Here is a 16641-nt window from a genome sequence, read left to right on the forward strand (position 1 = left end):
CTTTTTACTTTCTTTAGGCTCTTTACTTTACCACTAAGCGATTCACTCCAAATCATAATAAAGATTTGGGTTCTCTGCTTATTCCATCAACTACTAACCACTAACTAATATCTACTAACTTCCTTTTTACTTTCTTTAGACTCTTTACTTTACCAACATTCATCTATATTATAAGATAAGTCTTCCATTTCATGGGTCTTGTCTCGTAACATAAGGTTTATAACCGATTGTTTAACATCCTTATTTTCATAAAGCACCCCAAATATTTCTTCGGTTATAGGCATTTTTACTTTGTATTTTTTTGAGAGCATATATGCTGATTTAGTAGTCTTTATGCCTTCCACTACCATGCCGATATCATTTATGGCCTCATTCATACTCATTCCTTGGCCAATTTTTATACCTGCCCTTCTATTTCTACTATGCATACTTGTACAAGTAACAATCAAATCACCTATACCTGAAAGTCCACCAAATGTTCTTATATTTGCTCCCATCTTTATACCCAATCGAGAAATTTCATGAATCCCTCTATTCATCAAAGCTGCTTTAGTATTATCTCCATATCCTAATCCATCAGATATACCTGCCCCTAAAGCAATTACATTTTTTAGTGAACCACCTAATTCTACCCCTATAACATCAGGGTTAGTATATACTCTAAATTTAGGAGTCATAAATATATCTTGAACATATTCAGCTACTTCTTTTTTTTCAGAAGCTACTACTATAGTAGTAGGCATATCTCTAGCCACTTCCTCAGCGTGAGACGGTCCTGATAATACAGCATATTTTGCATCTGGAACAATTTCTTTTGCTATTTGAGATACCGTATCTAAAGTATCATTTTCTATACCTTTTGCTACATTAACCAAAACTTGGTCTTTATTAATATTTTCTTTTATCGTATCTAAAATTGACCTTACTCCATGGCTTGGTACAGCTAAAACTATTACGGACTTATTAGTTGTAGCTTCTAATAAATCATCTGTTATTCCTACATTTTCAGGTATAACTACTCCCGGTAGATAATTTACATTTTCCCTAGTTTTTATTATATTTTCACACTTCTTTTTATCTCTCAACCACATATCAACTGAATATCCTTTTTTAGCCAAAGAAATAGCTAGAGCCGTTCCCCAACTACCTCCGCCTAATATACCGATTTCTTCTTTCATCTCTAATCACGCCCCCAATTATTTGATGTTATTTGGCCTTCTGTCCAAGTTTTGACTCCTTACCATGGGTTAATCTATATATATTAGTTCTATGTCTAAAAATAGCTAAAACAGACACTATTATAGAAAATATCAAAAAATTAATATCAAAGGGTCTCATAGTCAATAGACCAACAAAGGGAAGTATTCCTACTCCTGTCACAGATCCTAGAGATACATACTTGGTTTTTATAACTAATGCTAATCCTACTAAGATACAAATTAAAGCAGTTATAGGACTAATAACCATTACTGAACCTATACTAGTAGCTATGCCCTTTCCACCCTTAAATTTTAACACCACAGGCCAATCATGACCTATTATAACAAAAACTGCTGCAATAAGAGCTCCATAATATCCGTATATACCTCTACCTATAGCTACAGCTAACACACCTTTCAAAGCATCAACTAAAAATGTCATCCCTGCTACCTTAGCCCCTAAAACTCTTAAAGTATTTGTTGCTCCTGCATTACCACTTCCATGCTTTCTTATATCTATTTTACCAAAAACCTTACCAAATATATAAGATGGTGATATATTACCTATAAAATAAGAAATAAGGACAACCAAAAATACTTTTTCCACGCTAGTCTCTCCTCTCTCTAAATTCGAATCGAATAGGAGTACCTTCAAAACCAAAAGAATCTCTAATTTTATTTTCTAAATACCTCTGATATGAAAAATGCATAAGTTCCTTATCATTGATAAAAATAACAAATTTGGGAGGCTTAACCCCTGCTTGAGTACCATAATATATTTTCAATCTCCTCCCTTTGTCTGAAGGTGGTTGATTTAGTAATACGGCTTCTCCAATTATATCGTTAAGTACACCAGTGGTTATTCTCATAGAGTTATTATTATTTACTGTTTTTATCAATTCTATTATCCTATTAACCCTTTTACCCGTCAATGCCGATATAAACAATACAGGTGCATAAAGCATAAAGGACAATCCATTTCTAACATCTTTTTCAAAATCTAAATAAGTTCTATTATTTTTTTTAACTAAGTCCCATTTATTTACAAGTACAATAGATGCCTTACCATTTTCATGGGCAAATCCTGCTATTTTTTTATCTTGCTCTGTAAGTCCCTTAGTAGCATCTATAACTATTAGGCATACATCTGCCCTTTCTATAGCGGTCAATGCCCTTATAACACTATATTTTTCTACATTTTCACTTACCTTACTTTTCCTTCTTATACCAGCTGTATCAATAAATACAAACCTATCTTCTCCCACATCAAAAGCCGTGTCAATGGCATCTCTTGTAGTGCCTGGTATATCACTTACTATTACTCTATCTTCACCTAAAATAGTATTTATCAATGAAGATTTACCTGCATTGGGTTTGCCAATCACAGCTACTTTTATAATATCTTCATCATAATCAGTATCCTTGTCTTCTGGAAAATATTTTATTACTATATCGAGTAAATCTCCTATACCATATCCATGACTAGCAGATATATTTACTGGCTCTCCCAATCCCAATTCGTAAAAATCATAATAAGAATCTGGTATTTTATTGGAATCCAATTTATTACATACCAATATAACATTTTTCCCAGATTTTCTCAACATGTTTCCTACCTCTATATCTGTTGAAGTAAGCCCTTCTAGCCCATCAACTAAGAACAATATAACATCTGATGTTTCTATGGCCATTTCCGCCTGTCTTTTCATCTGAGAAAGTATAATGTCGTCATTATCTGGCTCAATACCCCCTGTATCTATTAGTGTATAATAATTATTTAACCATTCTCCCTCTGCATAAATCCTATCTCTAGTAACCCCAGGTTTATCCTCTACTATTGCTATTCTTTTACCTGCTAATCTATTAAATAATGTTGACTTACCTACATTTGGTCTTCCAACTATAGCAACTACAGGTCTGCTCATACCATCACCTCTTTCATTTAAATAACACCATCTTAATATTTACTTAATCAAATCTTTTACAAATAGATCTACAAATTTTTCACCATTGACCTCTGCAATTATTACATTAGTTTGTAACTTTTCTTCTAACTCTTTAACAGTAATATCATCTAAAAATATATCTTCTCCACTCTTTAACATTGAACGAGGAATAATTATGCCATCCTTAAGATCATAATCCTTAACTTGCATAAAAATATCCTTTCCCGTGACAAGGCCGGATACAGTTACAGAATGTCCAAAAAAATCGTTTTTTATAGCTTTAACATCTAAAGAAAGACCTGAAAAGCTATTTTCCATCTTTACAGCAATTTTTTTAATAAATTCAAATGCAGATACTCCAGTAATCAATAGATAACTTTTAGCTTTGTTCAAATTAATCTTTTCATCCTTTAATACCTTTTTAATTTCCATATCAAAATTTCTAATAAGACCTACTCCATTTTCTATCTGAGGAAACCCTTCATATTGTTCTACTTTAGGTAATTCTACTCCTGCCAGTATATAAAACTCATCCGAAGCGTATATAAACCTTGTACCTTTTTTAGTAAAAAAATATCTTTGGTATTCATGTATTTCATCTAATAATTTACTTGCTAATTGCTTATTATATCCATCTATGGGATATAATCCTTCCCTATATTTAGTAAGTCCCACAGGGACAACTGCCACCGAATGTATAGATGGATATAAATGGGATAAATCTTCCACTGTTTTTTTCAAGCTCTCTCCATCGTTTATCCCTGGACATAATACGATTTGACAGTTCATTTCTATATTTGCAGCACTAAAACGCTTCAGTATATCGTATAAATTTCCAGCATTTTTATTGTTCAACATAAATGTTCTAAGTTTAGGATCTGTAGTATGAACAGATATATTTATAGGACTTATCCTATATTCTATAATCCTTTTAATATCATCTTCTGATATATTAGTTAATGTAATAAAATTACCTTGAAGGAATGAAAGTCTAGAGTCATCATCCTTAAAATAAAGGGTTTTTCTCATACCCTTAGGCAATTGGTCAATAAAACAAAATATACATTTGTTATTACAGCTTTTGGCTTTATCTATAAGTGGATTAGAAAAAGCTATCCCTACATCCTCATCATATTCCTTCTCAATCTCCAACTCCCAAATTTGGCCATATTCTTTCTTTATAACCATAACTATATAATCATCAGATATATGATATTTATAGTCTATTATATCTTTTATTTCATGTCCATTTATAGATATAAGTAGATCTCCCTCTTCCACTCCTAGTTCTTCTGCTATACTTCCCTTAGTAACTGTCTCTATAATATTTTCATGTTTATCATAATTTTTAAGTTCCATAGTAATCCCTTTCTAATAATTAGTACCTAGTATTAATATTATATCATAATTTTTTCATTATTTATATTACATTTAATCATAATACCATTATAATCCTTTTAAATCAATGTTTTTATAATTAAATGTATATCATGATAATGACAAGAATATAGAAATAGTCACTAATCTTGTAAAGACAGTTAGTAGCTTATGGTGGAAATCCTATGGATTTCATCATTAAACTACTAACTATTTACTACTAACTACTATTTTATACTTTGTCGTTTGTTAACAATCTCATTATATCAATTATTATTATGTATTAAAACTAATAGCTTTAATGTCTTACTATAATATATGCTCCATTTTCCAAGTCATGAACCATCCCTAATGTTATTTTGGCAATTAAAAGAGCAATTTTTTCTCTCTCTTCTTCATTTTTAGCATAAAAAACAGGTACACTTCCTCCACTTACACATTCTTTATTCACTGTTATTATTGCAAGTATGCTTTCTTTAATACCTATATCCATCAAAACTCCTCCTAATCAGCAGCTTTCCTTCCAATTCTAGATGCTAAAGGCTTTCTTTTGGAACTTTCTAAAACTATAGTATCTTTTACAGCTTTCACTAGAGCATCTACATCTGGCTCCATGGCTACTATGGCCATTACTACATTTCCATTTTCTAGATTTCGTCGAGCTATGGGAGTAAAGTCAGGCTCATCAAGATCCTTCCTTATCCCTAATAATGTAGCTGCATTATGTTGTATAGCTTGGCGTTGCCCCGCACTAGAAAGTATTGCAATACTATTTTCATTTTTAGGTATTATTTCTACTGCAATCCCCTTTTCCATATATATCTTTTGTGATGCTTTAAGTCCCACATTCATAATTATTACATCATTAACTTTAAGCAATGGACCTTCAAAAGATATCTTAGCTGGTTTAACATCTGCTATTTCATATATCTTTTGCCTTGCTATAACTTTATTTAAATATATTACAATTATCGTTCCAAGCACTGCACCTATTACAACTGAAACCCTATTATCAAATACCTGATTTACAATAGTTATTATTGTACTGACTAATAATGAAGTCAACATAGCTACATAATTTCTGGCCTCAAATGCTTTAGCAATATCCTCTATGTAAGCTGTACCTCGAGAAACCATTTCTGTAGGTTCTATATTATCTAAACTCTGTCTTTCCAAATTTCTTACATCTCTAAATTGTTGAGCAGCCAACGCTAAAAAAGTTACAGCACTATATTCCATCTCAAATATAGCTGGAATAGCTAAACTTCCCAAGCTAGAAGCTATCAAGCCCAAAGCTAAATGAGAAAAAAAACCTTGAGGATAACTGGGGTACTGTCTATAATCTATTCGCAATAATGATATCCTAGATGCCAACCCCAATATTATAGATGTAATTATTATATGACCATATTTAAACAATTAACCACCTTCTAACCTTACTTTACTATATAAGATTATTATTTCTATATTGTGGCTTTTAATTCATAGAAAAAACAAAACAATTTATTATTAAATATAATAAAAAAGCTATCAGCCAGTTTAAACTAGCTGATAGCTTTTTTATTCATATAAAGGATATTTTTTACAGAGCTTTGATACCATGTCTTTTATATTATCCCTATCATTATTTTCATCTAGTGTTAATGCTATAATCTCAGCTATAACTTTCATATCTTCTTCGTTCATACCTCTCGTAGTCACAGCTGGAGTACCTATTCTGATTCCACTAGTTACAAATGGGCTTTCAGTATCAAAAGGCACAGTATTTTTATTAGTAGTTACTCCAATATCATCTAAAAGTTTTTCAGCCTTTTTGCCTGTAATGCCCTTACTTCTTAAGTTTATTAAAATTAGATGGTTATCTGTACCACCAGATACTAAATTAAATCCATAAGATATCAACCCTTCAGCTAATGCCTTACTATTTTTTAATACCTGTTGTTGATAGATCTTAAATTCGTCAGTTAAGGCCTCTTTAAAACTAACTGCCTTTGAAGCAATAACATGCATTAATGGACCACCTTGTATGCCTGGAAATATGGCTTTATCAATCTTTTTAGCATATTTTTCTTTACAAAGAATAACTCCTCCTCTAGGTCCTCTCAATGTCTTATGAGTTGTAGTAGTAACAAAATCCGCATAAGGTACTGGGCTAGGGTGTAATCCTGTTGCAACTAGTCCAGCTATATGAGCCATATCTACCATTAGATATGCACCTACTTCATCTGCTATATCTTTAAATCTTTTAAAATCTATAATTCTAGGATAAGCACTTGCTCCTGCCACTATCATTTTTGGTTTCTCCTGTAGTGCTATCTCCCTTACCTTATCATAGTCAATAGTTTCAGTATCTTTATCTACACCATAGGATACAAATTTAAAGTATGTACCAGAAATATTCACAGGGCTTCCATGGGTTAAATGTCCTCCATGTGAAAGGTTCATACCCATTACTTTGTCTCCAGGCTCTAATACTGCAAAATAGACTCCTAAATTAGCATTGGCACCTGAATGCGGCTGTACATTAGCATGATCTGCCCCAAACAACTCCTTTAACCTATCTCTAGCCAAATCTTCTGCTATATCTACATACTCACATCCTCCATAATATCTTTTATGAGGATATCCTTCAGCATATTTATTAGTCATATAGCTACCCATAGCTTCCATAACAGCTTTAGAAACAAAGTTTTCAGAGGCTATAAGTTCTATCTTATCTTTCTGTCTACCAAGTTCTAAATCTATTGCCTTCATTATCTCCAAATCTACTTCTTTCAAATTATCAAAATTCATCCTTCAACCTCCTTGTTTTTTTATAAATACATTTTCTATATATAGTTTACTATATTTTTACTATTTTCCCTTGAATATTTTTTTTGCTAATATATAATATAGCCATGTCAATATCTTATTTTCTATGCAACGAGTATATTATAACATTTTTTTAATATTTCATACAATAATTTTTCGTTATTTGCTATCTGGAGGTGTTAACATGAATAAAAAAGATATCAAAAATTTACTAATCTTGTCTATATTAGCAGGAAAAATTATGCTAAAAAGTGGTGCGGAAACCTATAGGGTAGAAGACACTATTTCTAGAATATGTAGGTCTAGAAAGATTAAATTTGTTCAATCCTTCGTAACTCCAACAGGTATATTTTTATCCGTTGAGCACGAAGATGAAATATTCTCTTATATTAAAAGAGTAAAATCTATTGAAATAGATTTAGAAAAAATTACTCTGGTGAATAACTTTTCTAGAGACTTTGTAAATTCAAATATGTCAGTATCTGAAGGTATGAAGATACTGGATAAAATAAATGAAAAACAACCTATATCCAATAAAATAAAATATTTTTCTGGAGGATTAGTTGGTGCTTTTTCCTCTGCGCTATTTGGAGGTAATTTATTTGACTTTATTGCTGCATTCTTTACTAGTTTTATAGTAGTATTTGTAGTTAAATATATGTCAAAATTAAATATAACTTATTTCTTATCAAATGTTATAGGAAGTATAGTAGCAACCCTATTTGCAATTGTTTTTTCACATATACATTACTCCACAAACATTGATATGATAATTATTGGATCAATAATGCCGCTAGTACCTGGAGTTGCCATTACTAACGCAATAAGAGATTCCATCTCCTCTGAGTTTTTATCTGGAGTTTCAAGAACCATGGAGGCCATAATAACAGCTTTAGCCATCGCCTTTGGAGTAGGTATTACGTTAAATATATATTTGAATTTTTTTGGAGGGATATAATATGATCTATAATTTTATAAAACATTTTATCTTAGCTTTTTTCTCTTCTGCAGGCTTTTCAGTAATATTTAACGCCCCCAGAAATTGTATAATTAAATCAGGATTGAGCGGTGCCTTTGGTTGGCTAGTTTATAAAATAATAAATAGTTTATTCTTTTCTTCTGTAGCTGGATCTTTTCTTGGTGCTATAACTGTAGGATTTTTAGGAGAAGTATTTGCTAGATTTTTCAAAAAACCTGCCACTGTATTTATAATACCAGGTATAGTTCCATTAGTTCCTGGAGCAGGTATGTATTATACTATGTTAGCTATTATAGAAAAAAGATTTATAGATGCAGCCAATAAAGGAAGTGAAGTCCTATTTATTGCAGCGGCTATAGCTAGTGGTATCATAATCTCTTCTTCCATTAGTCAAATATTATCTACAAAAAAGAAAAAAAGAAAGAAAATATAAAAATAGCTATTGACCATTAACTAATAACTATTTTTATATTTCTAAATCCCATATTTATTTTGTATATTTCAATATAGTGTCGATTAACTTATCTAGTTCCTGATCGTTATCCTCTAATTCTACACTATTCTTTATACAATCCTTCATATGATTTTCTAATATTATGCCTCCAACTTTGTTTAGTGCAGCTCTGGCTGCAGCAACTTGTACTAATATATCAGGACAACATTTATTTTGTGAAACCATACGTTGAATACCTTTTATTTGTCCCTCTATACGCCTCAATCTTTTAATGACATTATCCGTTTTATTTATATTTTCCATACTGCTAATCCTCCTGCACTATTTTATTATCTTTACCATTTCTAATTTTAAACTCTGATTCTTTTGTATGCTTTTATCTATAAATCTTAAAATAGTAAAAGAAACAGCTAAGGATAAAATTCCTATACCAAATCCCATTACTTCATAGTTATCGTATCCCATCCCTTGAAATATACTATTTCCAATTACAATTCCCAACACTAATAAGAGTAGAGGTATCCCATATAATATCATTGAACCCTTAAGTATTGTCTTCGCCTCCATCTCGATCTCTACATAATCTCCTATACTGGCATTTAATTTGTTCTCTATATTTACCCTTATAGAAGGTACTGAACATCCTCCACCACAATGGGCACAATTTTCTCCACATGAACTAGTTCTTCTCACATCTACTTCTGCAAATCTACCATCTACAGATATTACATGACCTATTTGGTCCATTATAATCACTCCTCTTCTAATCTAATTAAATCCTTTACTACTTCTGATGCAATAATAAGTCCCACAACTGAAGGAACAAATGCAATACTACCAGGTACTCTTTTTCTTTGATTATTTTCAGCATCAAAAATATTAATAGGCTTTTCCTTAGAATAAACTACCTTTAAACTATCTATATTTCTCTTCTTTAACTCCCTTCTCATAACTCTAGCTAAGGGACAAATAGATGTTTCATAGATATCTGATACCTCAAACATTGTAGGATTCAATTTATTACCCGCCCCCATACTACTTATGATAGGCACATCTTTTTCTTTACACTGTTCTACCAATAATAGCTTAGAGGAAACCATGTCTATGGCATCTACAACATAATCACATTTGCTAATTACTATATTATCCTTACTTTCATTATTATATAACTCTTTATATATATCTACTTTAATTTCAGGGTTTATCTGTAATATTCTATCTCTCATTACTTCAACCTTAGACATACCTACAGTCTGCCTATTAGCATGTATTTGTCTATTTATATTTGATATAGATATATCATCAAAATCTATAATTGCTATTCTTCCTATACCGGTTCTTGCCAACGCCTCTACCACAAAACTTCCCACTCCACCTATACCAAATACAGCTATATAAGCCTTTTCAAGCCTTTCTAGACCTTCTTTACCAATTAACATTTCAGTTCTCGAAAATTCATACTCCATATATTTTATCCCACCTATCTATTTACCCCTGGGTAGTATCTCTTTATATAATAGCACAATTCCTCACCTTTCTTCAATAAAAATAAGGTATAAAAAAAGTTAGTAGTTAATAGTTAAATGATGAGAACCATAGGCTCTCTACCATCAACTACTAACCACTAGCTACGAATTACTAACTCTTTTAAAAAATAAATGCCCTATATATTTAATCCAAATCCACATCTATATGCAATTCTTTAAGTTGATCTTCACTTACATCTGAAGGTGCCTTTGTAAATAGACATGTTGCATTTTGCGTCTTAGGAAATGCTATCACATCACGAATATTCTCGGTATCTGTAAGTAACATTACAAGTCTATCAAACCCATATGCTATACCACCATGAGGAGGTGCACCATATTTAAATGCTTCCAATAAGAATCCAAATTTGTCCAATGCATCTTCATCACTTATGCCCAATGCTTTAAACATCTTTTTTTGGAGTTCAGAGTTACTTATTCTTATGCTTCCTCCTCCAATTTCATCTCCATTTATTACTATATCATACGCTTTTGCCCTAACTCTTTGAGGTTCTGTCTCAAGATATTCTATATCTTCTTCTACAGGATGAGTAAAGGGATGATGTTTTGCTACATATCTGTCTTCCTCTTCATCATATTCTAAAAGTGGGAACTCTGTAATCCATACTGCTGCTATTTTATCTTTATCAATTATGTCTAAAGTCTTAGCCACTTCTATCCTCAAATGTCCTAATGCATCAAATACTACTGAAGGCTTATCTGCAACAATTAATAATAAATCTCCCTTTTCACCACCCATTTTTTCAATAATCCCTTTAAGTTCTTCTTCAGATAAGAATTTAGCTATAGGAGAATTTATACCTTCTTCTGTAATCTTAACCCATGCTAAACCTTTAGCACCATAAGTTTTTACATATTTCTCTAATTTAGATATGCCTTTTCTACTAAATTTACCCTCATATCCTTTAACATTTATACCTCTTACTTCTCCTCCATTCTTTACCGTGCCACTAAATACCTTAAAATCACTATCTGAAACAATATCAGTTATATTTACAAGCTCAAATCCAAACCTCAAGTCTGGCTTATCCGAACCAAATCTCTTCATTGCTTCATCATAGCTCATCCTGTTAATTGGTAAATTTAATTCTATCCCCTTTATCTCTTTAAATATTTTATAAATCAACTTTTCATTTAACGAAATTATATCATCTATATCTACAAAAGACATCTCCATATCTATCTGTGTAAATTCAGGCTGTCTATTTGCCCTTAAATCCTCATCTCTAAAGCACTTTACAATCTGATAATACCTATCCATTCCCGATACCATCAAAAGTTGCTTCATCAATTGAGGAGACTGAGGTAACGCATAAAATTTACCAGGATTCACTCTACTAGGTACTAAATAGTCCCTAGCACCTTCTGGAGTAGGCTTATTTAACATTGGTGTCTCAATCTCAAAAAATCCTTCTTCATCAAGAAAATCCCTAACTATTTTTGCAGCTTTATGTCTAATTTTTAAATTTCTCTGCATATAAGGCTTTCTCAAGTCTAAGAATCTATATTTTAATCTCATAGCTTCAGAAACATCATCATCATCCTTTATATATATGGGAGGTGTTTCTGATTTATCTAATATTCTCAATTCTTCTGCAAATATCTCTATATCACCCGTTGGCAATTCACTATTTTTCGATTGTCTCTCGTATACCTTTCCTCTAACTGCTATAACATATTCACCTCTTATGGCATCAGCCTTTTCAAAAGATTCTTTAGAAATATCCTCATCAAAAACTATCTGTGATATCCCTGTAGTATCCCTCAAATCTACAAAGATAAGTCCTCCTAGATTTCTTCTTTTTTGAACCCATCCCATAAGTACAACTTCTTCATTTATATTTTCTTTTCTCAAAACTCCACACATATGAGTCCTTTTCAAATCTCCCATAGTTTCTATCATCGATTTTTACCTCCCTAATTCTTGTTTTAACTCTTTTGTAAGACTGCTCAGTTTAATCTCCCTCTGATCACCTGTTTTCATATTCTTTAGTGTTATTACATCTCTATCTAATTCGTCATCTCCTATTACTATGGTAAAATTAGCATCTATTTTATTAGCATATTTGAATTGTGCCCTAATACTCCTATTTAAATGATCTTTATCGGCTGATATTCCCAATTTCCTCAACTTATATAATATACTAAAAGACTCTATATCCGCCCTTTCACCTATTGTTACTATAAATATATCTATACCCCTTGGCTCTGGAAAAGGAATGTTTAAACTCTCAAGGGTCAAAAGTAGTCGTTCTACACCCATACCAAAACCTATTCCTGCTGTCTCTGGACCTCCTATCTCTTTTACAAGACCATTATATCTGCCTCCGCCACAGACAGTTCCTTGAGCTCCTATATCTTTAGATATAAACTCAAATGCTGTTTTAGTATAATAATCTAATCCTCTAACTATTTTGGGATTTATTATATAATCTATTTCAATCGCATCTAAATATTCTTTGACTTTATCAAAATGTTCTCTACAATCATCACATAGATGGTCTATCATAAGAGGAGCATCCTTTAGTTCTTCTTGACATGATGGATTCTTGCAATCTAATATTCTCAGTGGATTCTTTTCATATCTAGAGTTACAAGTATTGCAAAGTTTATCTAATTTTGGAGCAATATATTCCTTTAATATATGATTATATTCTGCCCTACATTTTGGACAACCTACACTATTAATATTTAATTCTATATTGTTTAGTCCTAATCTCTCAAATACTGTATATGCTATACTCATTACTTCTACATCTACCGAGGGACTATCACTGCCAAAAACTTCAACTCCAAATTGATGAAATGCCCTTAATCTTCCAGCCTGAGGTCTCTCATATCTAAAACAAGGAGTATTGTAAAAAACCTTGGTTGGTTGAACTCCACCGTATAATTTATTTTCTACAAAAGACCTTACTATGGAAGAAGTACCTTCAGGCTTTAATGTTATACTCCTGCCCCCTTTATCTTTAAATGTATACATTTCTTTTTGTACAACATCTGTCGTTTCTCCTACACCCCTTTCAAAAAGGTTTGTATGTTCAAATACAGGTGTTCTAATCTCTTTATATCCAAAATTTTCACATACTTCCTTATATATGCTTTCTATATAATGCCATTTATATGATTCTTCAGGTATTACGTCCTTTGTACCCTTTGCCCCTTTAGTTAACATATTCTACCTCCTCCTTATATAAAACAAAAAACTCCCATCCTCGTCAATAGCATATATCGACAGGGACGAGAGTATATCCCGCGGTACCACCCTTATTTGGAAAAATCCCACTTTTACTATATGTAACGGTATAGCCCCGTATGACTTTACTATATATTCAAGTCATATGCTCAAAGACGTCTTCATTAAGCCACTACATCGGATCCCACCATTACCGACTCTCTATTGTTAGCGGTTATTAATTACTATTTCTTATCATCGCAGATATCGCCAATATTGTCTAATATTATAATTCAATGATTTAACTGTGTCAATATTTCTGTAACGCATTTTTCTTTCTATCTATCATTTCCTCTATTCTAGATATATATTCAATTATATCCTTTACATTGGGAACTCTATGCAACCTATCTTTATTTCCATCATATACCTTCGATACAGCTCCAGCACCTAATGCCATTATTGTCTGTCGTTCTTCCATTATCGCCATATTATAAATACATTCTTTACCTTTCTGGGTATATCCTATATTCTCTAAATTTCCCAATATATTCTTCTGTCTATATAAATAGTAAGGATATAAACCCATCAACTTAGTATATTTTTTACTTATTTGTAGCATCATACTTGTTTGATTTTCGCTATCAAAAGCATACTCCTTCTCTTTACCTTTTAATTTTGATGCCCTTTTAATTGCTAAGGTATGAACAGTAAGATTTTCTGGTCGCAACTTTTCTATACATTTAAGTGTATATTCTACTTCCTTTAATCCCTCTCCAGGTAGTCCCAATATCATGTCCATATTTATAAAATCAAATCCCACTTTTCTAGCCATTTCAAAGGATTTAATTATGTCTTCACTATTATGTCTTCTTCCTATAATCTTTAATGTTTCATCACACATAGTTTGAGGATTTATACTAATTCTTCCCACATTTTTCTCTTTTAAGCTCAAAAGCATGTCCTCAGATATAGTATCTGGTCTTCCCGCCTCTACTGTAAATTCTCTTATACTATCACCATCAAATGAATCATATATAGCATCTATTATATTTATAAGTTTTTCCTTAGGTATGGATGTAGGTGTACCTCCACCAATATAAACTGTCTGTATATCATAATCTTTAAGTACTTTTCCCATTGATTTTATTTCATAAATAATACTATCTATATATTTATTTACTAAATGCCCCCTCTTTCTTATATCATTAGAGGGAAATGAACAATATACACATCTTCCAGGACAAAATGGTATACTCAAATACAAACTAAATTTTTTATTGTTTAAGGGATATAAAAATCTTCTTTCCCTTTTTGCTATATCCAATATGAGATATGCCTTGTCCTTTGATATCATATACTCATCTGTCAATGTTTCATATATATATCTTTCATCTATAGATAGATCCATTAATTTATGTACTATCTTCACAGGCCGAATCCCTGTTAAAATTCCCCATGGAGCTTTTTTATTATTTATTTTGCACATGGTTTTATATAAGCTTTTCTTAATAGCAACCCTAATAATCTTATTAAAATCATCTTCATGTATTGTTATATTATCTACATCATCAATAAAGTCTTTTGCTATTATGGTATTATTTTCATATATTTTAGTATAGACACTATATGTACCATTATTATTCAGTAGTTTACTTTCTATGTAAAGGCCTTGGTCATAAACCAAAGCCCTTTCATCAACTATCTCTATTTTTTTATTCTTATAAAAAACCTTTATCAATTCTCGTAATTCATGTGCTAATTCATGTCCATCTAAAAATAAATAAATCATAATGTTTCCCCTCATCAATTAATAACTAATTCTTTCAATATATTTTGTATAGTATTTCTATCACAGCCTATTTCCTTAAGTACATCATCATATGCTAATCCCATATAATTAAATTCTTTTAAGTCATCATAGTCAATATCTATGTCTTTGGAAAACTTAGATTTTTTATATTTCATCCCCATACCTCCCAAAATTTTTTGCTTCATCATATACTATTATCTCTATAAACTTTGGAATTTATAAGGCTATTTCTTTTTTCCATTAATTGATAAACGGATTAGACACTCTTTCAGCTCCTATTGTACTATGAGGACCATGTCCTGGATATACCCTAATATTATCATCAAATTTTAATAATTTTGTCTTAATAGATTTTATTATCTCTTCAAAAGACCCACCAGGAAAATCTGTTCTGCCGATAGAACCTGCAAATAATGTATCTCCCGTCAATAAAATATCTTCTATACTTAAACAAATACCTCCTTTAGTATGCCCTGGGGTATGTATTACTTCTGCTTTCATATTGCCAAATTCTATTATATCTCCATCTTTCAAAGTTTTATGGGGAGTCATTTCAACTTTTTTATTATTCATAACCCCTGTAAAGTTTTCAGATGAATTTTTAAGCATATACTCATCTTCACCATGGATCAATATTGGTACATCTAATTCATTATGTACATCTTCTAAAGCGCCTATATGATCACCATGCCCATGAGTTAATACTATATATTTTATATCTAGACCCAATGCGTTAATCTCTGCAAGAATAGTCTTTGCATCGGCTCCAGGATCAACTATTATACCTTCTTTAGTATTTTCACAACCTATTATGTAACAATTAGCAGCATACAAGCCAACAGGAATTCTTTTAAATATCATTACAACATTCCTCCTTATTAAAATTGTTTTTTACTATCTACTAATATTGTAACAGGTCCATCATTTGTTAAGGATACATCCATATCCGCCCCAAATATACCTGTTTCAACTTTTATCCCATAATCTTTACACTTCTGAACAAAATCCAAATACATCTTTTCTGCTTTATCTGGAGATGCAGCCATCATAAAATTAGGTCTCCTGCCCTTTTTGCAATCTCCATAAAGAGTAAACTGTGAAACTACTAACAACTCTCCTTTTATATCTAATAAAGACAGATTCATTTTTTCACTTTCATCTTCAAATATTCTTAAATTAAGCAACTTTTCACATAAATAATTATTATCATTATTATCGTCTTCTTGACCTACTCCCAATAAGACTAAAAGTCCTTTTTTAATACTACCTGTTTTTTCACCTTCCACTAATACTGAGGCCTCTTTCACTCTTTGTACTACTGCTCGCATAAAACCATCCTC

18 protein-coding genes and 1 other annotated feature are annotated in these 16641 nt (G+C 31.5%); of the genes, 2 read left to right on the forward strand and 16 right to left on the reverse strand.

Going from position 1 to position 16641, the window contains the following annotated elements:
• Window positions 1–149: 149 nt before the first annotated feature.
• The 7 genes from Q326_RS0102430 to Q326_RS0102460 form a co-directional block, all read right to left on the reverse strand.
• Window positions 150–1178 carry an NAD(P)H-dependent glycerol-3-phosphate dehydrogenase gene (locus Q326_RS0102430; RefSeq protein ID WP_026893942.1) on the reverse strand — a complete coding sequence of 343 codons (1029 nt, stop codon included), beginning with the start codon at window positions 1176–1178 and terminating at the stop codon, window positions 150–152.
• 28 nt (window positions 1179–1206) lie between these two features.
• A complete protein-coding gene (gene plsY, locus Q326_RS0102435) occupies window positions 1207–1806 on the reverse strand; it encodes a glycerol-3-phosphate 1-O-acyltransferase PlsY (protein WP_026893943.1) in 600 nt (199 codons plus the stop codon).
• Between the two features lies 1 nt (window position 1807).
• Window positions 1808–3124, reverse strand: coding sequence for a ribosome biogenesis GTPase Der (der, locus tag Q326_RS0102440; protein ID WP_026893944.1), 1317 nt, complete (start codon window positions 3122–3124; stop codon window positions 1808–1810).
• Window positions 3125–3163: 39 nt separating this feature from the next.
• Window positions 3164–4504: a DUF512 domain-containing protein gene (locus tag Q326_RS0102445; protein ID WP_026893945.1), complete on the reverse strand. Its 1341-nt coding sequence runs from the start codon at window positions 4502–4504 to the stop codon at window positions 3164–3166.
• A gap of 316 nt (window positions 4505–4820) precedes the next feature.
• Entirely contained in the window at window positions 4821–5015 is a 195-nt protein-coding gene (locus Q326_RS0102450; protein WP_026893946.1) for a capping complex subunit for YIEGIA, read from the reverse strand.
• An 11-nt stretch (window positions 5016–5026) separates the two neighbouring features.
• Window positions 5027–5941: a YIEGIA family protein gene (locus Q326_RS0102455; RefSeq protein ID WP_026893947.1), complete on the reverse strand. Its 915-nt coding sequence runs from the start codon at window positions 5939–5941 to the stop codon at window positions 5027–5029.
• Between the two features lie 141 nt (window positions 5942–6082).
• Window positions 6083–7315 carry a serine hydroxymethyltransferase gene (locus Q326_RS0102460; protein ID WP_026893948.1) on the reverse strand — a complete coding sequence of 411 codons (1233 nt, stop codon included), beginning with the start codon at window positions 7313–7315 and terminating at the stop codon, window positions 6083–6085.
• A 202-nt stretch (window positions 7316–7517) separates the two neighbouring features.
• Here Q326_RS0102460 and Q326_RS0102465 point away from each other — a divergent pair, with 202 nt between their 5' ends.
• Window positions 7518–8291 (forward strand): threonine/serine exporter family protein, encoded by a 774-nt coding sequence (locus Q326_RS0102465; protein WP_026893949.1) that lies wholly within the window; start codon window positions 7518–7520, stop codon window positions 8289–8291.
• Window position 8292: 1 nt separating this feature from the next.
• The gene (locus tag Q326_RS0102470; RefSeq protein ID WP_026893950.1) at window positions 8293–8745 is read left to right on the forward strand and encodes a threonine/serine exporter family protein; all 453 of its coding nucleotides are present in this window, start codon (window positions 8293–8295) and stop codon (window positions 8743–8745) included.
• Between the two features lie 54 nt (window positions 8746–8799).
• Here Q326_RS0102470 and Q326_RS0102475 read toward each other — a convergent pair whose 3' ends face one another.
• The 9 genes from Q326_RS0102475 to dtd form a co-directional block, all read right to left on the reverse strand.
• Entirely contained in the window at window positions 8800–9069 is a 270-nt protein-coding gene (locus tag Q326_RS0102475; protein WP_026893951.1) for a metal-sensitive transcriptional regulator, read from the reverse strand.
• An 18-nt stretch (window positions 9070–9087) separates the two neighbouring features.
• Window positions 9088–9513, reverse strand: a complete 426-nt coding sequence (locus tag Q326_RS0102480) for a SoxR reducing system RseC family protein (protein WP_026893952.1) — start codon at window positions 9511–9513, stop codon at window positions 9088–9090.
• Between the two features lie 5 nt (window positions 9514–9518).
• On the reverse strand, window positions 9519–10232 hold the full coding sequence (locus tag Q326_RS0102485) for a tRNA threonylcarbamoyladenosine dehydratase (protein WP_026893953.1): 714 nt from the start codon (window positions 10230–10232) through the stop codon (window positions 9519–9521).
• Window positions 10233–10437: 205 nt separating this feature from the next.
• A complete protein-coding gene (aspS, locus tag Q326_RS0102490; protein WP_034600905.1) occupies window positions 10438–12216 on the reverse strand; it encodes an aspartate--tRNA ligase in 1779 nt (592 codons plus the stop codon).
• A gap of 6 nt (window positions 12217–12222) precedes the next feature.
• Window positions 12223–13488, reverse strand: coding sequence for a histidine--tRNA ligase (gene hisS / locus Q326_RS0102495; RefSeq protein ID WP_026893955.1), 1266 nt, complete (start codon window positions 13486–13488; stop codon window positions 12223–12225).
• 58 nt (window positions 13489–13546) lie between these two features.
• Window positions 13547–13756, reverse strand: a binding site (T-box leader).
• A 42-nt stretch (window positions 13757–13798) separates the two neighbouring features.
• Window positions 13799–15280, reverse strand: coding sequence for a coproporphyrinogen dehydrogenase HemZ (gene hemZ / locus Q326_RS0102500; protein ID WP_026893956.1), 1482 nt, complete (start codon window positions 15278–15280; stop codon window positions 13799–13801).
• A 14-nt stretch (window positions 15281–15294) separates the two neighbouring features.
• The gene (locus Q326_RS18420) at window positions 15295–15456 is read right to left on the reverse strand and encodes a hypothetical protein (protein ID WP_156936226.1); all 162 of its coding nucleotides are present in this window, start codon (window positions 15454–15456) and stop codon (window positions 15295–15297) included.
• Window positions 15457–15541: 85 nt separating this feature from the next.
• Window positions 15542–16162 carry an MBL fold metallo-hydrolase gene (locus Q326_RS0102510; protein WP_026893957.1) on the reverse strand — a complete coding sequence of 207 codons (621 nt, stop codon included), beginning with the start codon at window positions 16160–16162 and terminating at the stop codon, window positions 15542–15544.
• A 17-nt stretch (window positions 16163–16179) separates the two neighbouring features.
• The gene (dtd, locus tag Q326_RS0102515) at window positions 16180–16629 is read right to left on the reverse strand and encodes a D-aminoacyl-tRNA deacylase (RefSeq protein ID WP_026893958.1); all 450 of its coding nucleotides are present in this window, start codon (window positions 16627–16629) and stop codon (window positions 16180–16182) included.
• Window positions 16630–16641 lie beyond the last annotated feature (12 nt).

It is taken from the genome of Clostridiisalibacter paucivorans DSM 22131, assembly GCF_000620125.1.
Taxonomy (GTDB): domain Bacteria; phylum Bacillota; class Clostridia; order Tissierellales; family Clostridiisalibacteraceae; genus Clostridiisalibacter; species Clostridiisalibacter paucivorans.